The 25,642-nt window shown below is 62.8% G+C and carries 25 protein-coding genes and 2 pseudogenes; 13 read left to right on the forward strand and 14 right to left on the reverse strand.

The window, feature by feature from the left end:
* The first annotated feature begins 97 nt into the window (after nucleotides 1-97).
* The gene (locus NUH87_RS01850) at nucleotides 98-1,294 is read left to right on the forward strand and encodes an MFS transporter (RefSeq protein ID WP_338524455.1); all 1,197 of its coding nucleotides are present in this window, start codon (nucleotides 98-100) and stop codon (nucleotides 1,292-1,294) included.
* Between the two features lie 5 nt (nucleotides 1,295-1,299).
* Here NUH87_RS01850 and NUH87_RS01855 read toward each other — a convergent pair whose 3' ends face one another.
* On the reverse strand, nucleotides 1,300-2,070 hold the full coding sequence (locus NUH87_RS01855; RefSeq protein ID WP_338524456.1) for a DeoR/GlpR family DNA-binding transcription regulator: 771 nt from the start codon (nucleotides 2,068-2,070) through the stop codon (nucleotides 1,300-1,302).
* A 263-nt stretch (nucleotides 2,071-2,333) separates the two neighbouring features.
* On the opposite strand from NUH87_RS01855, the gene NUH87_RS01860 reads away from it, so the two are divergent.
* From NUH87_RS01860 to NUH87_RS01870, 3 genes are all read left to right on the forward strand, one after another.
* Nucleotides 2,334-3,614 (forward strand): HAD family hydrolase, encoded by a 1,281-nt coding sequence (locus NUH87_RS01860; protein ID WP_338524457.1) that lies wholly within the window; start codon nucleotides 2,334-2,336, stop codon nucleotides 3,612-3,614.
* Between the two features lie 243 nt (nucleotides 3,615-3,857).
* A complete protein-coding gene (locus NUH87_RS01865; RefSeq protein WP_338524458.1) occupies nucleotides 3,858-4,574 on the forward strand; it encodes a hypothetical protein in 717 nt (238 codons plus the stop codon).
* Between the two features lie 159 nt (nucleotides 4,575-4,733).
* Nucleotides 4,734-5,984 (forward strand): HD-GYP domain-containing protein, encoded by a 1,251-nt coding sequence (locus NUH87_RS01870; protein ID WP_338524459.1) that lies wholly within the window; start codon nucleotides 4,734-4,736, stop codon nucleotides 5,982-5,984.
* 4 nt (nucleotides 5,985-5,988) lie between these two features.
* On the opposite strand, the gene NUH87_RS01875 is transcribed toward NUH87_RS01870, so the two are convergent.
* On the reverse strand, nucleotides 5,989-6,885 hold the full coding sequence (locus tag NUH87_RS01875; protein WP_338524460.1) for a LysR family transcriptional regulator: 897 nt from the start codon (nucleotides 6,883-6,885) through the stop codon (nucleotides 5,989-5,991).
* A 216-nt stretch (nucleotides 6,886-7,101) separates the two neighbouring features.
* On the opposite strand from NUH87_RS01875, the gene NUH87_RS01880 reads away from it, so the two are divergent.
* Entirely contained in the window at nucleotides 7,102-7,305 is a 204-nt protein-coding gene (locus tag NUH87_RS01880; protein ID WP_040066890.1) for a co-regulatory protein PtrA N-terminal domain-containing protein, read from the forward strand.
* Between the two features lie 186 nt (nucleotides 7,306-7,491).
* On the opposite strand, the gene tal is transcribed toward NUH87_RS01880, so the two are convergent.
* Nucleotides 7,492-8,412, reverse strand: coding sequence for a transaldolase (tal, locus tag NUH87_RS01885; protein ID WP_338524461.1), 921 nt, complete (start codon nucleotides 8,410-8,412; stop codon nucleotides 7,492-7,494).
* Nucleotides 8,413-8,550: 138 nt separating this feature from the next.
* On the reverse strand, nucleotides 8,551-9,438 hold the full coding sequence (locus NUH87_RS01890; protein WP_338524462.1) for a LysR family transcriptional regulator: 888 nt from the start codon (nucleotides 9,436-9,438) through the stop codon (nucleotides 8,551-8,553).
* A gap of 147 nt (nucleotides 9,439-9,585) precedes the next feature.
* Here NUH87_RS01890 and NUH87_RS01895 point away from each other — a divergent pair, with 147 nt between their 5' ends.
* From NUH87_RS01895 to dctM, 7 genes and pseudogenes are all read left to right on the forward strand, one after another.
* Nucleotides 9,586-10,413 (forward strand): FAS1-like dehydratase domain-containing protein, encoded by an 828-nt coding sequence (locus NUH87_RS01895; RefSeq protein ID WP_338524463.1) that lies wholly within the window; start codon nucleotides 9,586-9,588, stop codon nucleotides 10,411-10,413.
* Between the two features lie 22 nt (nucleotides 10,414-10,435).
* The gene (locus tag NUH87_RS01900; RefSeq protein WP_338524464.1) at nucleotides 10,436-11,599 is read left to right on the forward strand and encodes an acyl-CoA dehydrogenase family protein; all 1,164 of its coding nucleotides are present in this window, start codon (nucleotides 10,436-10,438) and stop codon (nucleotides 11,597-11,599) included.
* Nucleotides 11,600-11,683: 84 nt separating this feature from the next.
* Nucleotides 11,684-12,898: a CaiB/BaiF CoA-transferase family protein gene (locus tag NUH87_RS01905; protein WP_338524465.1), complete on the forward strand. Its 1,215-nt coding sequence runs from the start codon at nucleotides 11,684-11,686 to the stop codon at nucleotides 12,896-12,898.
* Between the two features lie 26 nt (nucleotides 12,899-12,924).
* Nucleotides 12,925-13,735, forward strand: a pseudogene (locus NUH87_RS01910) (HpcH/HpaI aldolase/citrate lyase family protein).
* Between the two features lie 193 nt (nucleotides 13,736-13,928).
* Nucleotides 13,929-14,915 (forward strand): TRAP transporter substrate-binding protein, encoded by a 987-nt coding sequence (locus NUH87_RS01915; RefSeq protein WP_338524466.1) that lies wholly within the window; start codon nucleotides 13,929-13,931, stop codon nucleotides 14,913-14,915.
* A gap of 34 nt (nucleotides 14,916-14,949) precedes the next feature.
* On the forward strand, nucleotides 14,950-15,588 hold the full coding sequence (locus NUH87_RS01920) for a TRAP transporter small permease (protein WP_338524467.1): 639 nt from the start codon (nucleotides 14,950-14,952) through the stop codon (nucleotides 15,586-15,588).
* Complete coding sequence (gene dctM, locus NUH87_RS01925) at nucleotides 15,588-16,871, forward strand: C4-dicarboxylate TRAP transporter large permease protein DctM (RefSeq protein WP_338524468.1); 1,284 nt, start codon at nucleotides 15,588-15,590, stop codon at nucleotides 16,869-16,871. The genes NUH87_RS01920 and dctM overlap by 1 nt, the downstream gene beginning before the upstream one ends.
* Nucleotides 16,872-16,978: 107 nt before the next feature.
* Here dctM and NUH87_RS01930 read toward each other — a convergent pair whose 3' ends face one another.
* The 9 genes and pseudogenes from NUH87_RS01930 to NUH87_RS31175 form a co-directional block, all read right to left on the reverse strand.
* Complete coding sequence (locus tag NUH87_RS01930) at nucleotides 16,979-17,257, reverse strand: putative quinol monooxygenase (RefSeq protein ID WP_338524469.1); 279 nt, start codon at nucleotides 17,255-17,257, stop codon at nucleotides 16,979-16,981.
* A 163-nt stretch (nucleotides 17,258-17,420) separates the two neighbouring features.
* Nucleotides 17,421-18,158, reverse strand: coding sequence for a histidine utilization repressor (gene hutC, locus NUH87_RS01935; protein ID WP_040066862.1), 738 nt, complete (start codon nucleotides 18,156-18,158; stop codon nucleotides 17,421-17,423).
* Nucleotides 18,159-18,161: 3 nt separating this feature from the next.
* Nucleotides 18,162-19,295 carry a histidinol-phosphate transaminase gene (hisC, locus tag NUH87_RS01940; protein WP_338524470.1) on the reverse strand — a complete coding sequence of 378 codons (1,134 nt, stop codon included), beginning with the start codon at nucleotides 19,293-19,295 and terminating at the stop codon, nucleotides 18,162-18,164.
* Nucleotides 19,292-20,092, reverse strand: coding sequence for an amino acid ABC transporter ATP-binding protein (locus NUH87_RS01945; RefSeq protein WP_422393967.1), 801 nt, complete (start codon nucleotides 20,090-20,092; stop codon nucleotides 19,292-19,294). Before NUH87_RS01945 ends, hisC begins: the two co-directional genes overlap by 4 nt.
* Before the next feature lie 89 nt (nucleotides 20,093-20,181).
* Nucleotides 20,182-20,853, reverse strand: a complete 672-nt coding sequence (locus NUH87_RS01950) for an amino acid ABC transporter permease (protein WP_338524472.1) — start codon at nucleotides 20,851-20,853, stop codon at nucleotides 20,182-20,184.
* A complete protein-coding gene (locus NUH87_RS01955) occupies nucleotides 20,850-21,509 on the reverse strand; it encodes an amino acid ABC transporter permease (RefSeq protein WP_338524473.1) in 660 nt (219 codons plus the stop codon). Before NUH87_RS01955 ends, NUH87_RS01950 begins: the two co-directional genes overlap by 4 nt.
* 69 nt (nucleotides 21,510-21,578) lie before the next feature.
* Nucleotides 21,579-22,415, reverse strand: a complete 837-nt coding sequence (locus NUH87_RS01960; RefSeq protein ID WP_338524474.1) for a transporter substrate-binding domain-containing protein — start codon at nucleotides 22,413-22,415, stop codon at nucleotides 21,579-21,581.
* Nucleotides 22,416-22,518: 103 nt separating this feature from the next.
* Complete coding sequence (locus tag NUH87_RS01965; RefSeq protein ID WP_422393968.1) at nucleotides 22,519-23,418, reverse strand: FAD-binding oxidoreductase; 900 nt, start codon at nucleotides 23,416-23,418, stop codon at nucleotides 22,519-22,521.
* Nucleotides 23,416-23,723: pseudogene (locus NUH87_RS31175) on the reverse strand (FAD-binding oxidoreductase); the annotation flags it as partial. The gene NUH87_RS01965 and the pseudogene NUH87_RS31175, both read right to left, overlap by 3 nt.
* Between NUH87_RS31175 and NUH87_RS01970 the strand changes: the two are divergent.
* Nucleotides 23,674-23,805: a hypothetical protein gene (locus NUH87_RS01970; protein ID WP_338524475.1), complete on the forward strand. Its 132-nt coding sequence runs from the start codon at nucleotides 23,674-23,676 to the stop codon at nucleotides 23,803-23,805. The pseudogene NUH87_RS31175 and the gene NUH87_RS01970 sit on opposite strands and share 50 nt — an antisense overlap.
* Nucleotides 23,806-23,967: 162 nt before the next feature.
* Here the strand turns inward: NUH87_RS01970 and hutH are convergent, their stop codons facing one another.
* Nucleotides 23,968-25,497, reverse strand: a complete 1,530-nt coding sequence (hutH, locus tag NUH87_RS01975; RefSeq protein WP_338524476.1) for a histidine ammonia-lyase — start codon at nucleotides 25,495-25,497, stop codon at nucleotides 23,968-23,970.
* Between the last annotated feature and the right edge of the window lie 145 nt (nucleotides 25,498-25,642).

Here is a 25,642-nt window from a genome sequence, read left to right on the forward strand (position 1 = left end):
AACGTACAAGCTTTTTTATCTTCACTCCGCTATTTCGCTAGCTAACCCTGTGCCGGGCAGTGCTAAAAAGCACACAGAACAACACCTGGAAAAACACATGACAGCCTCTTCACCCAGCCGTCCCGATTCCGGGTTCGGCGCCTTTTGCATTGCCAGTTTCCTGCTCTCGGTGGCCTATGGTTCCACCTTCCTGCTGGCCTTGCTGGTCAAGTCCTTCGGCGGCAACGAGCATGATGCCGGGCAAGTCATTGCCACGGCGATGCTCAGCACTCTGGCCGCGGTCATCGGCTCGGGGCATATGATGAGTCGCTGGGGCGCCGCGCGCTGTGTCGCCTTTGGTGCCGCGTGCTTGGCCTGCGCTTCGCTGGGATTTGGCCTGGTTCAGGAGTTGGGCGTCGCGCTGATGCTCTGTGGTCTGGTGCTGGGCCTGGGCTGGGGGATTTTCTACACACTGGGGCCAATCATGGTGGCGGCGAGAATCGAACCCGCTCGACGCACCCACTGTTTTGCCTTGCTGTCGGGCAGCATGCTGACCGGCATTGGCAGCGGTCCCATCGCCGGCAAGCTTGCCGGTTACTTCTATCTGCCGATCCAGACGGCGTTTTTCTCTGCCGCCGCCACTGCGATACTCGGCGGGCTGTATTTCTGGCGCCTGGGCGGTCGGGACGAGGCGGGCGTCGGCAACCGGCAGATCGTCAAGATCAGCGCGGTGTCGGCCGTTCAGGTACTGCGCTCCAAGGCGGTCTTCTCGATTTTGATGGTGGGGTTGGGCGGGGCGATCTTCGGTGGGCTGGGCAGTTTTCAAACCAGCTACGCCGCGAGCCTCGGACTCGACTATTCGCTGTTTTTCCTCTGTTTCATGGGGGCCGCGATCGCCTGCCGCCTGCTGATCGCCGGTTGGGTGGTCAAGCGCAACCCGTTTGCCACATCCTGCGTATTGAGCACGCTGATGCTGCTGGCCGTGCTCGGTTTCAGCCAATGGGTGCACGACAGCCTGAGCTACGGTGCCATGGCGGCTTTGCTGGGTATCGGCTACGGCCTGAATTACTCGGTGATCAACGGCTTGGCGGCTAACGAAGCGCCGCCAGGGCTGACTGCACAATCCCTGTTGCTGTTCAGCCTGTCCTATTTTCTCGGGGTGTTCGGTTTCCCCTTCGTGGCCGGCAAGCTCATCGTCCATGGTGGTGTGCACGGCATGCTGTTCAGCGTCGGGCTGATTGCCGCGCTGGTCTGGATCATCAGCATCGGTCGCTGGCTGGACTATTCGGCACTTTCAAGCGTGCGCGGAACCTAGGGGCATCAAGCCAGGATGATTTCCTTGATCCCGGCCTTCAGTGCGCCGAATGCCGCCTCTCCACTGGCCCGGTGATTGGTGACCAGTACGTCGATACGTTCTGGCGGGCAGAAGCTGATACGGCTCTGCACGCCGAGCTTGCTGTAGTCGGCCAGGATGACCACCCGTTCGGCGTGCTCGGCCATGGCGCGGGCCACTTCGCTCTCACGCTGGTCGTAGTTGCTGGCGCCATGACGGGCGTCCATTCCCACCGGCGAGAGCAGCGCCAGGTCGGCGCGATAGCGACCTATTTCCGCCACGGTGTTCGCGCCCACCGTGGCCGGTGAGCGGTCGCAGAGCGAGCCGCCGAGGACGATCACCTCGTTGTGCAAGCTGCCGGAAACGTTGCTGCCGCGCAGTTGCAACGCCACGTTGAACGAGTTGGTGATCACGGTCAGCCCGCCGAGCCTGGCCAACTCCTGGGCGAGGATTTCGGTGGTGGTGCCGGCGTCGATGAACACCGTCTGCCCATGGCTGAGCAGGCTGACCGCGGCACGGGCCAGGTCACGCTTGAACTTGACGTTGATATGGGCCCGTTCGGCAATCGGCGCCTCATCCTCGACGGTGATTGCGCCGCCGTGGATACGTTTCAACTCACCCAGGGCTTCCAGCGCCACCAGGTCGCGGCGCACCGTCTCGCGGGAAACATTCAATTCCGTGACGATGCGGTCGGTGGTCACGCGCTGCAAGGTTGCCAGCAATGCGCGGATTCGCTGGTAACGCTCTTCTTGCCACATGCCTCATGTCCTTGCTGTTGGGATTACTCGCCGAGCTCGCATTGTGGGAGGTGCCCGGGCGCTGTCAAGTTCGGTATCTCCGTTACCGTTGGTCGGTAAGTGGCCGGGTGCCATAAATGTGTAATATTGTGGCATTGTTGTATTTGTATGCATTTGGCGCTAGCCTCATCGCCGGGCGGCCCGTCCCCCTGCGCCCTTGTCTTGAAACACGCTCTCACCGTCGCCCCGTTTGTGACCATTCTTCTAAGTACAGGAGTTATGCCATGCAGCGTCGCCAGTTTCTGAACACCCTTGCCGCCGTTTCCGTTGCCAGTCCCTTGTTGTTGAGCACCCGTTTGGCCCAGGCCGCCGCCCCCAAGGCCGCGCCAAGCGAACTGGACCCGGCGCGCTGGTCGCCGCTGAACCAGAAGCGCCTGCAGGCGGTGATCGACCAGCACGGTGTGAAGAGCGCGTCCTATCACCCGGACAAGCGCCCGTACGCGGTGTTCGACTGGGACAACACCTGCATCATGAACGACTGCGAAGAGGCGCTGCTGGTCTACCAGATGAACCATTTGCAGTACAAACTCAGCCCCGACGAGTTTGCTGCCGTGCTGCGCCAGGACGTGCCGAACGGCCCGTTCATGAAGGATTACGTCACCGTTGACGGCAAGCCGGTGAACATGGAGGACATCGCCGCCGACGTCGAAGCCGACTACCGCTGGCTGCACGCCAACTACCAGGGCCTGGCCGGCAGCAAGAGCCTGGAGGAAATCCAGGCCACCGATCAGTTCAAGGACTTCTTCGTCAAGCTCTACTTCATGTACGACGCGATCTGCGACAGCTATCCGGTGGAGATCGGCTACAAGTGGATCATCTACTTCTACAAGAACATGACCACCGCCGAGCTGCAGGCGATGGCCGAGGCGTCCAACAACCACGACCTCGGTGACGGCCTGCGCAAGGTCAAGTACGAGAGCCCGCGCAGCCTGCCGGGCAAGGCCGGGGTGGTGGCCGATTCGCACTTCCATGGCATCCGTATCCACGAGGAAATCCGTGGCCTGATGCACACGTTGCGGGCCAACGGCATCGACGTCTATGTCAGCACCGCGTCCATCGACGACGTGGTCCGGGTGTTCGCCGGTCATCCCAACTACGGTTACGGCGTGCCGCCGGAAAACGTGATCGGCCTGCGTTTGGCCATGAAAGACGGCAAGTACGACAGCAGCTACCTGCCGGGCTGGCACTTCAACTATGGCCCGGGCAAGACTGTCGGCATCAAGAATGTGCTGGTGGCGAAGAAGGGCTATGGCCCGGTGCTGGTGGCCGGCGACAGCGACGGCGACGCCTGGATGCTGCGCGACTTCAAGGACACTGCCGTGGGTGTGATCGTCAACCGCATGAAAAAGGGTGAGATCGGTGCCGACAGCCAGAAGGCCGCCGAGCAGTTGGGCAAGGCCGACGCGCGCTTTGTCCTGCAGGGTCGTGACGAACAGACCGGCCTGATGATCCCTGATGAGAAGTCGATCAAGTACGGCAAGACCGAGCGCAAGCTGCTGGCCTGAGTCCGTCGGCTCGCGGGTGGCGCAAGGCTGCCCGCGAGTCGCGCTGTATCGAGCTTGTTAATCCTGGCGCTGTTCAGGGGCGCCAATCAGTGGATTGGCGCCTCTGCAAAATGCCGTTCAACGTGCACTATCCCGCTACGACTTCTCCTCGATTGGCCGTTGTTACAGTGACCCCTCGAACGCAAGTGCCATTACTTGTCGTTAGGTCATCAACCGGTTTTTCTATTTATCGAGAGTCGTTTTATGAATACCGACACAGCCGTCAGCAACACCGCGCTTATCCTGCTTGAGGGCAGGAGCGATATCCCCAGCCTTGGCGATCTCCCCACCCATAAAGTACCTGTTTCCGATCTTGTCACGGTAGTGACCCTGCGCGATGTGACTCACCCTGATCAACCGGTGACGCTGGATACGAGCCGACAAAAGGGAATGCTGTTCAGCATCAAATACGCGTTGTGTCAAAGACAGGCCAGGGGCAGGTATGAATTGTTCAGCAGAGTGTATTCGGGCGACACCATTACCAATGAGGGACACCGCCCGGTGACACTGGGCGATCAGGATCAAAGGGACATCGTCATTCGCGTGGAACCCAGGACCAGTCCGCCTCCCATAGAGATTACTCAGTTGGTGATGCTAGAGGGGACTGCCGATTGGGCAACCCGGGAACTTCGTGATCCCAATCGGCTGACGGAAGTCAAACTGCTGGATATCACTGATCCCGCCCGGCCCATCATTATGGATGTGAGTAAAAAAACAGGAGATCAGTTCGAAATAAAATATGCCCACTGTCAAGTTCGGCCAGGGCATGTCTATCGATTGTCAGGTCAGACTTACCAGCAGGGTAAAATCACTCATATCGGAAGTATGGGGATTACCCTGGATGGCAACGAGCACAAAGGCCTGTCTATAGAACTCAATAAATTAGAGCCCATTAAATTTGTTGATCGCGACCCGACGTAGCCCGGGGCACTGAGACCGACCTTTTGTGGGGGACGGACTACACTGGTGGGGTGATTGGCGTCCCCCACACCTGAACGTGAATCACCGGATTGCACGATTTTCACTGTAGCGCGCCTGCGGCGAGGCGCTTCAAGGTGATTGGAAACCAGGATGCCGATCATGCTGAGACAGATAAAGGTGAGCGATCTTCGTGTCGGCATGTATGTGCAATCCTTCTGTGGCACGTGGATGGATCATCCTTTCTGGCGCAGTCACTTCCTGCTCGATGACCCACAGGACCTGGAAAAGATCCGCTCCTGCGGCATCGCCGCGCTCTGGATAGACACGAGCAAGGGACTGGACGTACAGCTCGACGAGCAGCCTTCTGCCTCTACCTCCGAGCCGGCGCTGGAACCGCTGGCCATTCCTGCCCAGGAGCGATCGCGCAATCGTCCGCGGATTGCCATGAGCGATGAGGTGATCCATGCGCTGAACCTGTGCGCCCGGACCAAGGCCGCCGTGTTGGATATGTTCAGCGACCTGCGGATGGGCAGGGCGGTTTATCCCGAGCAGATTTCCCAACTGGTTGCCGATATCTCGGATTCACTGATGCGCCATCCCGATGCGCTGATCAGCCTGGCTCGACTCAAGACCAGCGATGAATACACCTACATGCATTCGGTGGCGGTGTGTGGCCTGATGATGAGCCTTGCCTACCGCTTGAACCTGCCCGACAGCCTGGTCAAAGAGGCCGGCATTGCGGGCATCCTGCATGAAGTGGGCAAGGTGTTTGTGCCGGTCGAGTTGCTCAACAAGACCTCGCCCCTCAGCGAAGCCGAGTCCGAGAGCCTGCGCCACCATCCCGAGGTGGGGGCGAAGATGCTGCTGGATACCCGCCATTTCAGCCCAAGGGTGGTGGATGTCTGCCTGCATCATCACGAAAAAATCGACGGCAGCGGTTATCCCCACAAGCTGTGCGGGACGCAGATCAGCCTGTTTTCGCGGATGGCCGCGGTGTGTGACACCTATGACACGGTGACCTCCAATCGGCATGGCAAGGAGGCGTGGGCGGCGGCCGAGGCCATTCGCAAAATGGCCGGTTGGACAGGCTATTTCGATGAGCAGGTGTTTCACGCCTTTGTCCGCTGCGTCGGGATCTATCCCGTGGGCGCCCTGGTCCTGCTGAAAAGCGGACGCCTGGCGATCGTCATGGAGCAGCACGAGCAGTCCTTGCTGAGCCCCAGGGTGAAGGTGTTCTACTCCGCGCAGCTGCGCATGCCCATCGCCCAGTGTGTCATCGATCTTGCCGTTGCCGGCGAACAGGATTCGATCGCCAGCCTGGAGTCCGTGAAGAAGTGGGGTTTCAAGCACCTGGACGAGCTGTGGTCGGGTATCTCAATCGGCAAGCAGTCGATTTTCAGCACCGCCTAGGTGTTCAGACCGTGGTGTGCACCGCCAGCGCCTTCACCAGGAACTCGATAAAGGCCCGGGTTTTCTGTGGCACCCGGCGCGACGAGGGGTAGACCGCGTTGATGCTGATCGCCGGTGCCTGCCATTCGCACAGGACCGGGACCAGGGTGCCGGCGGCCAGGGCGTCCTCGACGATAAAGTCCGGTAGCAGGGCGATGCCCATGCCGGCCTGCGCCGCCTGGGCCAGCAGGTCGCCGTTGTTGGCGTGCAAGGGGCCGGTGACGTTCACCCGCTGGGTCTCCTTGCCATTGCTCAGTTGCAGGCTGACGCCGCTTTGCAGGTAGCCATAGTTCAGGCACTGGTGGCTCGTCAGGTCCTTCGGTGTCTGGGGCGTGCCGGCCCGCGCCAGGTAGGCGGGCGAGGCCACCATGATGCGCGGCGCCGGGGCCAGCAGGCGGGCGACCAGGGAGGAGTCCGGCAGGCTGGCAATCCGGATGGTGACGTCGAAGCCGCCGCGCACCGGGTCGACTTGCTGGTCGCTGAGCACCAGTTGCAGTTCCACGTTCGGATGCTGCTGGTGAAACAGCGGAATCAGCGGCCCCAGCCGCCGCAAGCCGAAGGACATGGGCGCGTTGACCCGCAGCACGCCACGCAGTTCACCGACGCCATCGCGGGCCCGTTGCTCGGTTTCGTCCAGGGACGCCAGCAGTTCGCGGGCCGCTTCGTAGTATTCGGCGCCGGCTTCGGTCAGGTGCAGGCTGCGGGTGGTGCGTTGCAGCAGTTGCACGCCGATCGCCTCTTCCAGCGCCTGGATCTGCTTGCTGACCTTCGAGCGCGGCACATCCATGGCCCGGGCCGCCGCGGCAAAGCCATTGGCGCCGACGGTGGCGACGAACGCGCGCATGCAGTCGATACGGTCCATATTGTCCCTTTTTAAGAATCAATGCTCGGCGAATTCTAGGGCGTTGTATCGAGTTTATCCAGCATCTGGAAGGGCGGGTGCCGGTGGTTTTGTCGAATTGATCTTCCTGTAAAAAATTTCATCCTGCGGGGAACAGGCTGAAATGCACCGCTCGATAGGATGAGCCCAAGTCAGCAAGAACTGCGCTGACGAACTCAAACTATTGGAGAGTGACTGATGAAATCCCTGAAAGCATTGTTGATCGTGACCCTGATGACGGCCTCCGTTGCAGCCATGGCCGAAGGCGGCGGTGAGAAAGTCATGGCGCGGATGGAGGCGGCTCGCGATTCCTCCATGGCGCATTACCAGCAGTCTGAAAAGGCCCAGGCCGTGGCGGCGAGTAAACAGGCGCCGTCCGATAGCGTCGAACGCACCAACTGACGGTGGGGTTCGGCGGTCGGGCCGCAAGGCCGGCCGGCTCGCCCCTTGGGTGTTTGATGCCTGGCGAGGGGCGCCGGGCCAGGAAGGAAGCAATACCAAGCGGGTCGCTGACTGGCCGTGTGGCAGCAGGACCCGACATGATCAGTATCCCGGGTAGCGGAGTAGCCGACTGCCCGGGTTGTCTTGTTACTGGCCCAGCAGGGCTTCGAGTTTTTCCTGGTCACGGGCGAACTGGCGAATACCTTCGGCCAGTTTCTCGGTGGCCATGGCGTCTTCGTTGGAGGCCCAGCGGAACTGCGCTTCATTCAGGCTCAGGCGCGTTTCGCCCGCGGTGCCCGGCACCAGCCGACGTTCCAGCTTGCCTTCATCCTGGGACAGCTTTTCCAGCAGCTCGGGGCTGATGGTCAGGCGGTCGCAACCGGCCAGTTGCTCGATCTGGTTGAGGTTGCGGAAGCTCGCGCCCATGACCACGGTCTTGTAGTCGTTGGACTTGTAGTAGTTGTAGATGCGGGTCACCGACTGCACGCCCGGATCGTCGGCGCCGCTGTACTCGTTGCCGGTGGACTTCTTGTACCAGTCGTAGATACGACCCACGAACGGCGAGATCAGGAACACCCCGGCGTCGGCGCAGGCCGCGGCCTGGGCAAAGGAGAACAGCAGGGTCAGGTTGGTCTGGATGCCATCCTTTTCCAGCTTCTCGGCGGCGCGGATGCCTTCCCAGGTGGACGCCAGCTTGATCAGCACGCGGTCACGGCCCACGCCGGCCTTGTCGTACAGCTCGATCAACTGGTGGGCCTTGCCCAGCAACGCGGCCTCATCGAAGGACAGGCGCGCGTCGACTTCAGTGGAAATACGCCCTGGGATCGCCTTGAGAATGCCACTGCCCACGGACACCGCGAAATGGTCGCAGGCCAGGCCCACATCGCCCTTGGCGTGGGACACGGCGGCCTTGAGCAGGTCGGCGTAGCCTGGCAGTGCTGCGGCCTTGAGCAGCAGCGAAGGGTTGGTGGTGGCGTCGACCGGCTTGAGGCGGGTAATGGCGTCGAGGTCGCCGGTGTCCGCGACCACGGTGGTGAACTGCTTGAGTTGTGCAAGCTTCGAAGTCATGAGCGTCTCTGTCGGGAAGGGCGTGGGTCCATGCACTGATTGAGTGCGGCTGAGGTGAAAAGCTCTGTCAGTGGGATGCCTTCAAGAATGCCGTTGAACCGGGGCTTTATGCAACCCAAACCGTAGGGCGGTTCAGCTTTACGCGCTGGGCATCAGCGCGGCGATCAGGGCGCGGATGGTGCCGGGCAGGGCTTCTAGTTCGCGCACCAGAATGCTGCGTTCGCGAATCGCCCAGGGCTCGTCCAGCGCCACGGTCGCCAGTTCCATGGTCCGACTGTGCCGTACGGCCGCAGACAGGGGAATGATGCCGATGCCCACGCCGGCCTCGACCATGCGACAGATCGCCTCGAAGCTAGAGACCTGGATCCGCAACGACAGGGTCTTGCCGAGCCGTTCGACATGTTCGCGTAGAAAGCTCAGCAGGGTACTGCCTTCATGCAGGCCGATGTGCTGGAACGCCAGGGTCTGGTCCAGGGTCACGGACTGCTGTGCCGCCAGTGGGTGCTCCACCGGCACGATCAGTGCCAGTCGGTCGGTGCTGAAGTGAATCACCTGCAGGCCGCTGGCCTCCACGGGGCCGGCGATGATGCCCATGTCGGTGGTGCCGTCGAGCACGCCCCGGACGATGTCCCGCGACAGGCGCTCCTGCAGGTCCACCGTCACCCCGGGACGCCGGGAGAGGAAACCGGCCAGCACTTCCGGGAGGAACTCGGTCACCGCCGTGGTGTTGGCGAAGATGCGGATATGCCCGGCGGAATCGCTGCCGTAGCGGGTGAACTCGCTTTTCAGGTAGTCGACCTGGCGCATGATCAGCCGGGCATGTTGCAGCAGCCGCTGGCCGGCCGGGGTGACTTCCACGCCACGGCTGTCGCGATAGAGCAGACGCGTGTCCAGTTGCGCTTCGAGGGCCTTGATCCGCGCGCTGGCGGCGGCCGGCGAAAGGCAGGCGCGCCGGGCGCCCTGGGTCAGGCTCGGCGATTCGGCGATATGGATGAAGAGGCGTAGATCCGCCAGGTCGAAATGCATGGGGGCGACTCCGCTCAGGGCCGGCGCATCGGCAGAATGACAGCGTTCAGCATAACCGAACGCCGGCTTATAGAAATGCAAATTCTCGGAACGGGCGACACCTTGCATCATCGGTTCATTACAACAACCGGCAAGGGGAACCCTTCAATGAGTGCGACGGATCTGAGTGCCTGGCTGGGACGGACCGAAGAAGCCCATGACCAATTGAGCCGCAACCTGCTCAAGCGCATCGGCGCGACGTTCGGCGAACCGGCTCCGGCCCACGGCGAGGCGTTGCCGCCGCTGTGGCAATGGTGTTTCTTCCAGGAGCCGCTGGCCGAGCCCCTGCTGGGCAGCGACGGTCATCCGGCCCGTGGCGGCTTCCTGCCCCCGGCGGACAACCGCAATCGCATGTGGGCCGGTGGGCGCCTCGAGTTCTTCGAGCACTTGCGCGCCGGTCACGATGCCACCCGGCTGTCGACCATCAGTCATATCGAGGAAAAGCAGGGCCGTACCGGTGCCTTGCTGTTCGTCACCGTACGGCACGAGTACTCCCAGGATGGCCGGCTGGCGATTCGTGAAGAGCAGGACATCGTCTACCGCGAGCCCACGCCGCCCAAGCCGGGCAGTGGCGAAGCCCTGCTCCAGGGTGACTGGCGCGAAGCCGTGGAGCCCACGTCGACCTTGCTGTTCCGCTACAGCGCGGTGACCTTCAACGGCCACCGCATCCACTACGACTTCCCCTACGTCACCGAAACCGAAGGCTATTCGGGCCTGGTGGTGCACGGTCCGATGATCGCCACCCTGAACCTGCGGGCATTCTGCCGGGCCAACCCGCAGGCGACCCTGCGCCGCTTTTCCTATCGCGGTGTGCGCCCGTTGATCGCTCCACAACCCTTCGAAGTCGGCGGACGAATTGTCAGCCCCGGGGTCGCCCAGTTGTGGGCCGGCAACGCGGGCGGCCTGGCCCAGCAGGCTGAAGTGCATTTCGACTGACAATAAAAAAGGCAATCAGCTGATGAATCCGAATCACAACGAAGAACTCAACGCCATTCGCGAGGGTGTACGCGCCCTGTGCGGCGAATTCGATGCCGCCTACTGGCGCAAGGTCGATGAAGAAAAGGGCTTCCCCGAAGCCTTCGTCAAGGCGCTGACCGAGGCCGGTTGGCTGGCGGCGATGATTCCAACCGAATACGGCGGTTCCGGCCTGGGGCTGGCCGAAGCCTCGGTGATCCTCGAAGAGGTGAACCGTTGCGGCGGCAACTCCGGCACGGTGCACGGCCAGATGTACAACATGTTCACCCTGTTGCGGCACGGCAGCGAGGCACAGAAAAGCTTCTACCTGCCGAAGCTGGCCAGTGGCGAGCTGCGCCTGCAATCGATGGGCGTTACCGAGCCCACCACCGGCACCGACACCACCAGGATCAAGACCACTGCCGTGCGCAAGGGCGACAAGTACGTGATCAACGGCCAGAAGGTGTGGATCTCGCGGGTCCAGCATTCGGACCTGATGATCCTGCTGGCGCGCACCACGCCCCTGGCCGAGGTGCAGAAGAAGTCCGAGGGCATGTCGATCTTCCTGGTGGACCTGCGCGAGGCCATCGGCAACGGCCTGACCGTGCAGCCCATCGCCAACATGGTCAACCATGAGACCAACGAGCTGTTCTTCGACAACCTGGAAATCCCCGCCGACAGCCTGATCGGCGAGGAAGGCAAGGGCTTCCGCTATATCCTCGACGGCCTGAATGCCGAGCGCACCCTGATCGCCGCCGAATGCATCGGCGATGGCCGCTGGTTCATCGAGAAGTCCGCGCAGTACGCCCGTGACCGCGTGGTATTCGGCCGGCCGATCGGGCAGAACCAGGGTGTGCAGTTCCCGATTGCCGAAGCCCATATCGAGATCGAGGCCGCCGACCTGATGCGCTGGCGCGCCTGCGAGGAATACGACAGCGGTCAGAACGCCGGGGCCAGCGCCAACATGGCCAAGTACCTGGCGGCCAAGGCGTCCTGGGAAGCGGCCAACGCCTGCCTGCAGACCCATGGCGGTTTCGGTTTCGCCTGCGAATACGACGTCGAGCGCAAGTTCCGCGAGACCCGCCTGTACCAGGTGGCGCCGATCTCCACCAACCTGATCCTGTCCTACGTGGCCGAGCACCTGCTCGAACTGCCGCGCAGCTTCTGAGGAAACGACCGTGATTCACACTCAAGCCCTGTGCGAATGCCTCGCCGGCCTGCGTCACACCACCGACTTGAAGGAGCTGCGCTGATGAACACGGCAGCAGGCAACACCCTGGCCCCGCGTCCGCTGGACGGCATCACCGTGATCAGCCTCGAACACGCCATCGCCGCACCGTTCTGTACCCGGCAACTGGCGGACCTGGGCGCGCGGGTGGTGAAGATCGAGCGCCCCGGCAGCGGCGACTTTGCCCGTGGCTATGACCAGCGCGTCCGGGGCCTGGCCTCGCACTTCGTCTGGACCAACCGCTCCAAGCAAAGCCTGACCCTGGACCTTAAGCAGGACGCAGCCGATGACATCCTCCAGTCGTTGCTCGGCCAGGCCGACGTACTGGTGCAGAACCTCGCGCCGGGGGCCGCGGCGCGCATGGGCTTGTCCTTCGAGGCGCTGCACGAGCGCTTTCCACGACTGATCGTCTGCGATATTTCCGGTTACGGCGAAGGCGGTCCCTATGAAAAGAAAAAGGCCTACGACCTGCTGATCCAGAGCGAGGGCGGCTTTCTTTCGGTGACCGGCGGCCCGGGTGAGGACGAACTGGCGAAGGCCGGCTGTTCGATTGCCGATATTTCCGCCGGCATGTACGCCTACAGCGGCATTCTCTCGGCGTTGCTGCTGCGGGAGAAAACCGGGGAGGGCAGCCGCGTCGACGTGAGCATGCTGGAAAGCCTGGTGGAGTGGATGGGCTATCCGATGTATTACGCCTTCGATGGTGCCACGCCACCGCCGCGCGCCGGTGCGGCGCACTCGACCATCTATCCCTATGGCCCGTTTCCGGCGGGGGACGGCGGCACGGTGATGCTGGGCTTGCAGAACGAGCGCGAATGGTCGGCGTTCTGCGACAAGGTGCTACTGACCCCGGAGCTGGCGGTGGACGAGCGCTTTTCGGCCAACTTCAAGCGTTCGGCCAATCGCGAGGTGTTGCGCCAGATCATCGTCGACCGCTTTGCCCGGCTCAGTACCGCGCAGGTGATTGCCCGGCTGGAAGAGGCGCAGATCGCCAATGCCCGGGTCAATGACATGCAGGGTGTGTGGGACCACCCACAGCTCAAGGCCCGCGACGGCTGGCGCGAGGTCGACAGCCCGGCGGGGAAACTGCCGGCGTTGCTGCCGCCGGCGCGCAATGGTGCGTTTGAACCACGTATGGACGCGGTGCCGGGGTTGGGCGAGCACACCGGGGCGATTCTCGGCGAGCTGGGGTTTTGCGCCGAGGCCATCGAAGGGTTGCGCGCCGGTGGTGTGATTTGAGCATCCAGAAAAACAAGGAGTTCACTATGTCAGCCTCCATTGCCCGCTCCGCGCTCTTTGTCCCGGCAGTCGTCCCGAGCGTTTCGCCAAGGCCCTGGCCAGTGGCGCCGATGCGGTGATCGTCGATTTCGAGGACGCCGTCGAGGAACCCCTCAAGCGGATCGCCCGCGACAACCTCGGGCAATTCCTCACCAACAACCCCCTGGCCCGGGTCCTGGTGCGCGTCAATGCCCCGGATCATCCCGAACATGCGGCTGACCTGGCGTTCTGCAAACAACACCCCGGGGTCAGCGGCGTGCTGCTGCCCAAGGTCGAGAATGCGCCTCAAGTGGCCGCCGCGGCCGCGACCGGCAAAACGGTCTGGCCGATCATCGAAAGTGCCCGGGGGTTGCTGAACCTGGCCGAAATTGCCGGCGCCCCGGTGTCGAGCGGCTGTCCTTCGGCGGCCTCGACCTAGCCCTGGACCTGAACCTCTCCAGCGGCTCGGCGGCCGCCGGGTTCGCCCTTGACCAGGCGCGCCTGGCGCTGATCGTGCATTCGCGTGTCGCCGGGCTGGTCGCCCCCCTGGATGGCGTGCATCCGGCCATCGATGACCCCGAGGGTTTGCAGCGCTCGATCCGCCACGCCTATGAAATGGGCTTTGCCGGGGCGTTGTGCATTCATCCCCGGCAGGTGCCGGTGATCCACGCCGCCCTGGCGCCGAGCGCCGCAGACCTGGCCTGGGCCCGGCGGGTGGTGGAAGCCGGGAGCGGCGGCGCCGGGGCTTACCAGGTCGACGGACAGATGGTCGACGCGCCAGTGCTGCTGCGCGCGCGCCGGTTGCTGGCGCTGGCGTAGGCCATAACCGCAGGCACGACCGGCAGATCCCTACTCGCTGATCGGACGCCTCGTCGTACCCGGCATGCGGCAACGAACCTAGGGTTTAGGCAGCGTTCATCCGGACCGAACGCAGGTACTCGGAATTCGAAATTCTCCATACCCATGGCTTTGGGCAACCTGCCTACCACACAACAATAAGAAGGTGACTCACATGTTCAAGTTGACCCGGGCGCTGTTCTGCGCCGCCACCTTGCTCGCCGCCGGCCTTGCACAGGCGGCCGAGCCCATCGTGATCAAGTTCGCCCACGTCGTCGCGGAAAACACGCCCAAGGGGCAGGGTGCGTTGCTGTTCAAGAAACTTGCCGAAGAACGCTTGCCGGGCAAGGTCAAGGTCGAGGTCTACCCCAACTCGTCGCTGTTCGGCGACGGCAAGGAGATGGAAGCCCTGTTGCTGGGCGACGTGCAGATGCTGGCGCCCTCCCTGGCCAAGTTCGAGCAGTACACCAAGCAGATCCAGATCTACGACCTGCCGTTCCTGTTCAATGACCTGGGCGCGGTCGACCGCTTCCAGGCCGCCCAGGGCAAGGCGCTGCTGACCTCGATGCAGGGCAAGGGGATTCTCGGCCTGGCCTATTGGCACAACGGCCTGAAGCAGATTTCCGCGAACAAGGCACTGCACATTCCGGGCGACGCCCGTGGCCTGAAGTTCCGTGTCCAGGCTTCCAGCGTGCTGGAAGAGCAGTTCAAGACCATTCGCGCCAACCCGCGCAAGATGAGTTTCGCCGAGGTCTACCAGGGCTTGCAGACCGGCACCGTCAACGGCACCGAGAACACCTGGTCGAACTATGAAAGCCAGAAGGTCAACGAGGTGCAGAAGTACTTCACCGAGTCCAACCACGGCCTGATCGACTACATGGTGATCACCAACAGCAAGTTCTGGGATGGCCTGCCGCCGGACATCCGCGGCGAGCTGGAAAAGATCATGGCCGAGGTTACCGTCGAAGTGAACAAGCAGGCCGAAGCCCTGAACCAAAGCGCCAGGCAGAAGATCGTTGACGCCAGGACCAGCGAAATCGTCGAGCTGACCCCGCAAGAGCGCGGGCAATGGCGCGAAGCGATGAAGCCGGTATGGAAGAAGTTCGAGGGTGAAATCGGCGCCGACCTGATCGAGGCGGCGGACAAGTCCAACCAGCCCTGATAGCGGCCTTTTTCCCTCTCGCGGAGTCCTGTCCATGCAAACGCGATCGTTGCGGCGCATCTGGGAACATTTCGAGGAAGGCTTCATTGCCTTCCTGCTGGCGGCCATGACGCTGGTGACCTTTGTCTACGTGATGGCCAACAACATCTACACGCTGTTCTTCAACCTGGCGGACCGCTGGACCTGGAGCAGCGGCTTCTTCAATACCCTGGGCGACGCCACCATGACCGTGGCCCAGGACATGACCTGGAGCGTGGCCTTGACCAAGGCCATGTTCGGCTGGTTGATCTTCTTCGGTATTTCCTACGGAGTACGTACCGCCGGCCACCTGGGGGTGGACGCGCTCGTCAAGCTGACGCCACGCCCGGTGCAGCGCTACCTGGCGCTGCTCGCCTGCGCCTGCTGCCTGGCCTACGCCGGGCTGTTCATGGTGGCCAGCTACAAATGGCTGGGCGCGGTGCTCAGCGCCGGTATCGGCGCTGAGGACCTCGACCAGTACGGGATCAAGGTCGGCTACATCGTGGTCATCGTGCCGCTGGGCTTCGCCCTGGTCCTGATCCGCTACTTGGAGATCTTCTACCGCATTTTCACCCGTCGCCAGACCGGGCTGGGCCTGGCCGATGAAGCCGGCGAAGCGAGCAAGCTGGCGGGCGAAGACAAGGAGCAGCACTGATGGCCGTCCTCTGTCTGTTTCTGCTGTTGCTCACCTTCATGTTTCTCGGCGTGCCCATCGCGATTTCCCTGGGCCTGTCGGGTGCCGTGTCGATCCTGATCTTCAGCCAGGACTCCCTCAGTTCCCTGGCGATCAAGCTGTTCGAAACCTCGGACGCCTACACCTTCCTGGCGATTCCGTTCTTCCTGTTGTCGGGGGCCTTCATGACCACCGGCGGCGTGGCCAAGCGCCTGATCGATTTCGCCAATGCCTGTGTCGGGCATATTCGTGGCGGCCTGGCGATTGCCGCCGTGCTGGCCTGCATGCTGTTCGCGGCCTTGTCCGGCTCCTCGCCGGCGACGGTGGCGGCGGTGGGTTCCATCGCGGTGGCGGGCATGGTGCGTTCGGGTTATCCGAAGGCATTCGGCGCCGGCATCATTTGCAACGCCGGGACCCTGGGCATCCTGATTCCGCCGTCCATCGTCATGGTGGTGTACTCAGCGGCGACGGAAACCTCGGTGGGCAAGCTGTTCATGGCCGGGGTGATTCCCGGGCTGCTGCTGGGCCTGATGCTGATGGTGGCGATCTACATCGTGGCGCGGATCAAGAAGTTGCCGGCCCAGCCCCGTGCGACCTTTCGCCAGTGGCTGGCGGCGGCGCGCCGGGCCTTCTGGGGCCTGCTGTTGCTGGTGATCATCCTCGGTGGGATCTACAGCGGCCTGTTCACCCCGACCGAAGCGGCGGCGGTGGCGGCGGTGTATTCGGCGTTCGTCGCCTTGTTCATCTACAAGGACATGAAGATCGGCGATTGCCCCAAGGTTCTGATGGAGTCGGGTCGGTTGGCGATCATGCTGATGTTCATCATTGCCAACGCGATCCTGTTCGCCCATGTGCTGACCACCGAGCAGATCCCCCAGCAGATAACCAACTGGGTGGTGTCCGAGGGGCTGACGCCGATCGGTTTCCTGCTGATGGTCAACGTGGTGCTGCTGGTGGCGGGCAGTTTCATGGAACCGTCGGCTATCGTGCTGATCCTGGCGCCGATCTTCTTCCCGATTGCCCTGAAGCTGGGAATCGACCCGATTCACCTGGGGATCGTCATGGTGGTGAACATGGAAATCGGCCTGGTGCATCCACCGGTGGGGCTGAACCTGTTCGTGACCTCGGCGGTGACCGGGCTGAGCCTGGGGCAGACCATCCGCGCGGCGTTGCCGTGGCTGATGATCCTGCTCGCGTTCCTGATCCTGGTGACCTACGTGCCGATGATCTCGCTGACGCTGCCGCACTGGTTGGGCATGCCCTGACTTGTGCGCGTCAGGTCCGGACGCAGGGGCGGCGGGTCATTGTGGTACCGACGAGGGTCGTGGTGATGAACTTCGGGGCCCTTATGGTTTGTGCACTCAAGCAGGGGCTAGTGCTGGAAGTCGATGCTATGGGCCAGTTGGCAGCCGAGCAGATCGATAAAACCTTGCAGCGCCGGCAGTTCGAAATGGGCTTGCAGTGCGGCGGGGGATTGCCAGCGGCCTGTCACGATCCAGTCGTTGGCATCGCTACACCCTGTCACCGAGTAGTCGAGGCAGCCCGGTGTCGAGCGCAGGATTTCGACCAGTTCGTTCAAGCGTTGCCCCAAGGCTTCGCTACGACCCGGGACGGCCTCCAGTCGAACGATATTGATCACATGAGTGGACATTCTGGGGGCTCCTGTGTGCAGGCCACCCCGGGAGGTGGGGGCGTGAACAAGAATAGGCGGCGGGTATGGCCTGATCTATAGCCAATTCCCGGGAATTCCCCAAGGCCAATTCCGCAGCGTATCGGCCAGGCGCAGGCCGTTTGCAATGCCCGGCGGCCTTGGCTCAACTGTCCCTGTGGGCGCCCGTTACCGGCAGGCGACTGCCCAGGCGATAACGAGATGAGGGGTGGGTCAGGCGAACGTAGGTGACGATCTTGTTCTGGCTCCAGGTACGCCGTACCAGGATCAGGCAGGGCTCTAGGGCGTCGATCTGCATGTGCCTGCTTTCGTCGCTGCTGGGATGGCCGGCCTCGACGATATGTTCCATCTCATCGGGGCGAATGACCTGCAGCAGGTAGCGCGCCGGTTGCAACTGTTCGCCGAAGTCCTGTTGCAGGAACTCCGGCACCAGTTCGGGGTTGACGTAGCGGTCCTCGAACTGCACCGGCACGCCTTCTTCGCTGTGTACACAGGTCAGGTGAAACACCGACGAGCCGGTGGGCAACGCCAGGGCGGCGGCCACCGGCATCGAGGCGGCTTCGCGGCCCAGGTGCAGGACGCGACAGGAGTAGCGGTGCCCCCGGGCGATGATTTCGTCGGCGATATTGGTGATGCGCAGCAGGTTCGATTGCGGCTTGCTTTCGGCCACGAAGGTCCCGACGCCGGAGATCCGCAGCAGATGGCCTTCTTCCGTCAGCTCGCGCAAGGCGCGGTTGACGGTCATGCGCGAAATGCCCAGTTCCTGCACCAGGCGATTTTCCGACGGAATCAGGTCTCCGGGCTTCCATTCACCGCTGCGCAGTTTGTCTTGCACAAAGTCCTTCGCGCGCCGATAGAGGGCTTGCGGTGCATTTTTGATCATGGGTCAGTCCGCATCTTTTTGAGCGGCAAGAACACTTGCCAGGGCCTTGAGAAAAAGGTCGTTATCCTCACAGCTACCGATGGATACGCGCAAGTACTCTGTGTACCCATTTTCACGCCAGGGTTTGACGATAACGCCTTTGCGCAGCAAGGCCTGATTGAGGGTTTCAGCGGGATACGGTGTGCTGAAGTAGAGGAAGTTGGCCATGGACGGGGCGGTGTCGAGGCCCAGGTTGTGCAGGGCTGTCACCATGTGCCGCCGCTCGTGGGCCACATGGGCGAGGCTGGCGCGCAGGTGCTCTTCGTCCGCCAGCGCGGCAATGGCCGCGGCCTGGGCCACGCGATTGATATTGAACGGCGTGCGCAGGCGATCGATCAGGTCGGCCAACAGCGGGTCGCTGACGATACCGTAGCCGATCCGCAAACCGGCCAGGGAATAAGCCTTGGAGAAGGTGCGCAGCAGGATGAACGGCTTGCCGCTGGCCTGGATCAGCCCGAGGCAATCGGGATAGCCCTCCTCGAATTGCGCGTACTCGTAATAGGCCTCGTCGAACACCAGCAGGCACTGCGGCGGGAGTGCCGCCAGCAGCTGTTGCAATTCGTCGGCGTCGAGGGTGCAGCCGACCGGATTGGAGGGGCAGGAAAACATCAGCAGGCGGGTTTTCGGCGTCAGCGCCCGGATCATGGCCGGTACGTCGAAGCGGTCCTCGTCGGTCATCGGCACGCCGGTCACTTGGGCGCCGGCGGCGATGGGGTAGGTGAAGTGCAGGCCGAACGCGGGCACCACCGTGACGACTTCATCGCCATGGTCGAGGAACACCCGGCTGATGATGCTCAGCAAATCTTCGGAACCATTGCCGAATACCAGCTGATTGCCCGGCACGCCAAGCTTGGCACTGAGGGCGGCACGCAGCTCCAGGCAACTGGCATCCGGGTAGAGGGCGATGCTTGAACAGGCCTGGGCCATGGCGGCGGCGACCGCGGGGGCCGGACCCAGGGGGTTTTCGTTACTGCCCAGCTTGGCCACCCGGGTCAGCCCGAAGCGCTTGCGCACCGCTTCCGTGCCGAGGCCGGCGTTGTAGCTGGCGAGGTCGCGCACTTGTGGACGGGCGAGGAGTTGCAGTTCAGCAGCGGTCATACCAGGGAAACCTCTTGGTTGTCTTGCCAGAACGCATTGCGATCCAGATAGTTCTGCAGAAACTGCTGCAGGCGTGGGTGTTCGGTATCGTGGAAGATCTGCTGCGGCGTGCCCTGGGCGACCACCTGACCCTGGTCGAGGAACACCACCGAGTCGGCGACTTGTGCGGCGAAGCCCATCTCATGGGTGACCACCACCATGGTCATGCCTTCCCTGGCCAGGGCCTTCATGACCTGCAGGACTTCGCCCACCAGTTCCGGGTCGAGCGCCGAGGTCGGCTCGTCGAACAACATGATGTGCGGCTCCATGGCCAGCGCCCGGGCAATCGCCACGCGCTGTTGCTGGCCACCGGAGAGCTGGATCGGATAGACGTCGGCCTTGTGCGCCAGGCCGACTTTGTCGAGCATCGCCAGGGCGCGTTGACGGGCCTCGGCAGGCGACAGTTTGCGCACCCGCAGCAAGGCTTCGCTGACATTGCCCAGCGCGGTCATGTGCGGCCACAGGTTGAACTGCTGGAAGACCATGCCGACATTGCGCCGGACCTGGTTGATCCGGGCTTGCGCGGCGCGTTTGCGCCCCTTGCCGTTATCCGCCACATAGCCCAGCAACTGACCTTCGATATGGATCTCTCCCTCGTCATACTCCTCGAGGAACGCCATGCTGCGCAGCAGGGTGCTTTTGCCCGAGCCGGAAGGGCCGATCAGGCACACCACTTCGGAACGTCGGACTTCCAGGTCGACCCCCTTGAGTACACGCAGGGTGCCGAAGCTCTTGCCGACATTGCACAGGCGCAGCATGGGTTGCAGGTCGTCGGGGCGTTGTTCGGGCGTTTTCATGGGGTCACCTGGTTTCGCGACAATGGGTTTCAGAGGGTGTTGTGCGTCGTTCATAGTGGTTGCCTGCTCATGAAGCGCCCGACCCGTGTCTCCAGGTACATCCCCAGGCGCGAGCAGAACTCCACCAGCAGCAGGTAGCCGATACACAGCACCAACAGGGTTTCGACGAAGGCGAAGGTTTGCGAGCCGATGCCGGTCATGACCATGGTCAGTTCCGGGATGGTAATGATCGACAGGACCGCGGTTTCCTTGCACAGGATCGTCACCAGGTTGACCAACGCTGGCAGGATGATCACCAGCATCTGCGGCAACTGGATACGCAGGATGCATTGCCAGCGGGTGATGCCCAGGCAGTCGGCCGCCTCCAGTTGGCCGCGGGCCACCGACTGGAAACCGGTGCGGAAGATCTCCGCGAAGTAGACGCTGCCGTAGATACCCAAGCCGAGGACCCCGGCGGGAATCGGCTCCAGGCTGAGTCCGAAGGACGGGCCGCCGTAGTAGACCAGGAACAGCTGGACCAGAAACGGTGTGCTGCGGATCACTTCGATGAACGCTCGCAATGGCGCGCGAATCAGCTGATTGCCAAACAGCTGCGCCACGGCAATCAGCAGGCCGAGGAACAACCCCAGGACGACACCGGCGGACCAGGTACCGAGGGTGACCATGAGGCCTTGGGCGATATCGTCGAGGTGCTCGGTAATGATCCGGTGATCGAAGATCATGTGCGTTGCTCCTTCAGGCGGCGTTCCAGCTGGCCGCCGCAGAACGCCAGTGGGATATTGATCAGGCAATAGAAGCCGGCGAGCATCAGGTAGTCCTGCACGAACAGGTAGTCGCTGGCCGCCAGGTTCTGTGCGGTGCGGGTCAGGTCGGCGAGTCCGACCACCGACACCAGCGAAGACGCCTTGATCAGCAGGATCATTTCGTTGACCAGGGCCGGCAGGGTCAGGCGCACGGCTTGTGGTACGCGGATGCGGACCAGCATCTGCCGGGTACTCAGGCCGAGTAGCCCGGCGGCTTCCAGCTGGCCGCCGGGGATGGCGAGAAAGCCACCGCGCAGGATCTCGGCGATATAGGCACCGGCGCACAACGACAGGCTGATGATCGCGGCCGTCAGCGGCGACACGTTGGGCAAGCCGACGCGGGGCAGGAAGTAATAGACGAAGAGCAATTGCACCAGCAGCGGGATGCCGCGGAATACGAAAATGTAGGCGCCCCCCAGGCGTCTGCACAACGGCAGCGGCGACAGGCGCAGGCTGGCGACCAGGATGCCGATGAAAAAGCCGATCACCAGGGCCGCGGTGGAGACCTCGAGGGTCACCAGCAGGCTGGTCAGCAGCAAGGGCAGGTTCTGTAGAAACAAAGGCCAATCGAACATCGTGGCGACTCCGACTCAGTTGATCGCCGGCCAGGGCCGGCGATCAGGCGCTTCAATGGGCAGGCGGATTTACCAGGCTGGGGTGAAGTCGGCTTTCGGCACATCCATCTCGGCGCCCAGCCATTTTTTCTGCAGCGCGGCGAGGCGCCCGTCGTCATGCATCTTCAGCAGCCCGGCATCGAGGGCGGCGATCAAACTGTTGGCGTCGTCATCCTTGCGGCCCAGGTAGGCGAAGTAGGATTTTTTGCCGAACGGTGGCTGCACCACTTTGAAGGTCTTGCTGCGCTCGGCGGCGACGTACGAGATGTTCGGCAGCGAGTTGGCGACGGCGACGATGCGCTTGGCCGCCAGGTCAGCGTAGGCCTGGTTGTTGTCGACGTATTCGCGGATCGTGACTTTCTCCGGCAGCGTGGCGGCGAAGGTCTTGAGTTCTTCGAGTTGCGCCGAGCCCTTGCCGGCACCCACGGCCTTGCCGGCAATGTCTTGCGGTTTGCTGATGCTGTTGTCGCCGGCGCCGACCATCAAGGCCACGGTTGCTTCGGCGATCGGCAGCATGAAGTGATAACGCTCCTTCCGGGCCTGGGTCACGATGATAGGGCCAGCAACCACGTCGAACTTCTTCGCCTCGAGCCCCGGCAATACGCTGGGCCATGGCAGGTCGAGGAACTTCACCTTGACCCCCAGCTCCTTGCCCAGCTGATTGAACAACTCGGCGTTCAGGCCTTTCTGCTTACCGTTATCGGTGAAATCGAAAGGTGCGAATTGCAGCTCGGTACCCACCACCAGCTCACCGGCTTTTTTCACCTCCGCCAGTTGATCGGCATGGGCTGTCAGGGACGCGACCGTCAGAGTCAAAGCGAGGCACAGACCGTTGAAGCGTTTACTCAATAGAGAATCGACTTGCATGGTGTCACTCCTTCAGGGGATGCAGCGAGGTTGGGTGCGTGATTCCTGCGGTGATTCGGGATTGCATCAGCAGTTAACGTGCCACTCCGGTATATACAGCTCTTCAGACGAAAATCTTGCCCGGGTTGAGAATGCCGTTGGGGTCGAAGCAGTCCTTGAGTTGGCGCATCACCGCGAGGGATTCGGGACCCACCGAGTGATGGAGAAACTCGCGCTTGAGCAGGCCGATGCCATGTTCGGCGGAGACCGAGCCACCCAGTTCGCCGACGGCGCTGTACACCAATTCTTCGATGTCGAGGATCGGCGCGGGTTGGGGCAGGGAGGTGCAGTCCACGGTCAGGTGCAGGTTGCTGTCGCCGATGTGGCCGAAATACACGCTGCGATTGCCCGGCCAGTGCTGTTCCAGGCGTGTGCGACAACGCTCGACGAAGTCGCCGATCAGGCCGATCGGCAGGCTGACGTCGAAGTTCAATGGAGTCATGCGCAATGGAAACTCAGCGGTTGCCTCGCGGATTTTCCAGAGTCCGCGGGCCTGGGCCTGGGAGCCGGCGAGTACCGCGTCGAGCACTTCGCCGTCGGCGAATGCCTGTTCCAGCAAGGTTTCGAGCGGTTCCCCGGGGCCTGCGGACTCGAGCAGCACATACAGCGGATGGTCCAGCGACATTGGCGCTGTCGGGTTTTCCAGCCAGCTCACACCGAGGCGAAAGAAGTCCTGCCACATCAGCTCATAGGCCTGTGGCGTGCCGACACCGCGCTGAATCCGCCGCAGCAGGCTGACGGCGCTGGCGTAGTCGGGCAGGGCACAGAGCAGGGTGCTGGTCGGGCCCGGTTGTGGCGCAAGTTTCAAGACCGCACGGGTAATGACGCCCAAGGTGCCTTCGCTGCCGATAAAGCACTGTTTCAGGTCATAACCGCAGTTGTTCTTGATCATCTTGTTGCGCAAATCGAGCACCCGGCCATCGGCCAGGACCACTTCCAGCCCGAGCACCAGGTCGCGGGTCATGCCGTAGCGAATCACCGCATTGCCCCCGGCATTGGTGGCGATATTGCCGCCAATCTGGCATGAGCCACGGGCTCCCAGGTCCAGTGGAAAGACAAAGCCTGCGTTGAGCGCCGCCTGCTGGATGTCCTCCAGCGGGGTGCCGGCCATGACGCTGATGGTGGCCGCCGCCGGGTCGAGCTCTTCAATGCCGCGCAGGCGTTCCAGGGACAGGGCGATATCGCTTTCCCGGGGACGGCACCGCCGGCCAGCCCGGTCATGCCGCCCTGGGGAACCACCGGTTGCCTGGCGGCATTGCAGATGCGCAGGGCACTGGCGACGTGCGCGGTGGTCCGTGGCAACAGCAGCGCGGCTGGGCAGGCCGGCGCATGGCCGGTCCAGTCGCTGTAGTGACGCTGACTGATGTCCGTCCCGGTGACGACCGCGTCATCACCTAACGCCTGGCGCAACTGTTCGAGGGTTTGTGCTGGATCGCTCATCGGCTCAACTCACGGTCAGGGAAGGTGGCGGAGGCTCATACAGGGTAGATCGCCTCCGCCAATCCGGCTTTAATCAGGCATACAGGCGTTCGGCGGGCATCCAGCGCTCGAAGGCGGCGGATTCGACCCAGGCCCTGGCTGCCGCGATGTCGGGCGCGAAGTAACGGTCTTCGTCGTAATGCGCGACCTCGCTGCGAATCATCGTCATGACCTCGCCGAGTTTCTTCGAGGTCTTGAGCGGAGCATGCAGGTCCACACCCTGGGCCGCCCCCAGCAGCTCGATGGCCACCACGGCGCTGCTGTTACCGGCCATATCCAGCAGGCGGCGGGCGGCAAAGGTCGCCATCGACACATGGTCTTCCTGGTTGGCCGAAGTCGGCAGGCTGTCCACCGACGCCGGGTGGGCCAGGGTCTTGTTTTCCGAGGCGAGGGCGGCGGCGGTCACCTGGGCGATCATGAAGCCTGAGTTCAGTCCCCCTTCGCGCACCAGAAAGGCCGGCAGGCCGGAGAGCGCCGGGTCGACCAACTGGGCGATCCGCCGTTCGGAGAGGGCACCGATTTCGGAAATCGCCAGGGCCAGGACGTCAGCGGCCATCGCCACCGGTTCGGCGTGGAAATTGCCACCCGAGAGCACATCACCGTCGGCGCTGAACACCAATGGGTTATCCGAAACCGCGTTGGATTCACGCAGGAACACGCCGGCGGCAAAGCGCAAGTGGTCCAGGCAGGCGCCCATGACTTGAGGCTGGCAGCGCAGCGAGTAGGGGTCCTGGACCCGGGCGCAATCGATATGCGATTGACGAATCTCGCTGTCGGCCAGCAGTTCACGATAGTACTGGGCCACGTCGATTTGCCCGAGTTGACCACGCACCGCCTGGATGCGCGGATCGAAGGGCACGTCGGAGCCCTTCAAGGCTTCCACGCACAGGCTGCCGGCGACCACGGCGGCGCTGAACAGCTTCTCGGCGGCAAACAGCCCGCGCAGCGCCAGTGCGGTGGACACCTGGGTGCCGTTGATCAGCGCCAGGCCTTCCTTCGGCCCCAGTACCATGGGTTCCAGGCCGGCAATCGCCAAGCCTTCGACGGCATCCATTTCACGTCCTTCATGACGCACGCGACCGACGCCGATGAGCACGGCGGACATATGCGCCAGTGGTGCCAGGTCGCCCGAGGCGCCCACCGATCCCTGGGACGGGATGCATGGATAGACCTTGGCGACATACAGCCGGACCAGCGCCTGGATCACTTCCCAGCGCACGCCGGAGAAGCCACGGGCCAGCGAGCCGATCTTCAACGCCATGATCAGGCCGACACTGGCGTCATCGAGCAGCGGACCGGTGCCGGTGCAGTGCGAGAGCAGCAGGTTGCGCTGCAGCTTGGCCAGCGACTCGGTGGCGATCGAGGTTCTGGCGAGCAGGCCGAAGCCGGTATTGATGCCGTACACCGTGCGCTGGTTGGCGATGATTGCGTTCACCGTGCGTGTGCTCGCATCGACGGTCTCGCGAGCGATGGGGTCCAGTTCGATCGCGCATTGTTTCTGATAGATGACGCGCAATTGATCGAGGGTGAGTTGACCGGGCTTGAGCAGCAGAGGTGTGTGCATTGCAGTGTCCTGAGGTGGAGGGTGGGTGGACCAGGTTGCTATATATTCCTGTATATACAGGATGAGCAATATGCGGGCCAAGGTCGCTATTCCAGTCAGAGAGTGGCGTTGCAGAGCCGATTCAAGGCGGTCGCGAAAAGAACAC

Source organism: Pseudomonas batumici (genome assembly GCF_036585405.1).
Taxonomy (GTDB): domain Bacteria; phylum Pseudomonadota; class Gammaproteobacteria; order Pseudomonadales; family Pseudomonadaceae; genus Aquipseudomonas; species Aquipseudomonas batumici.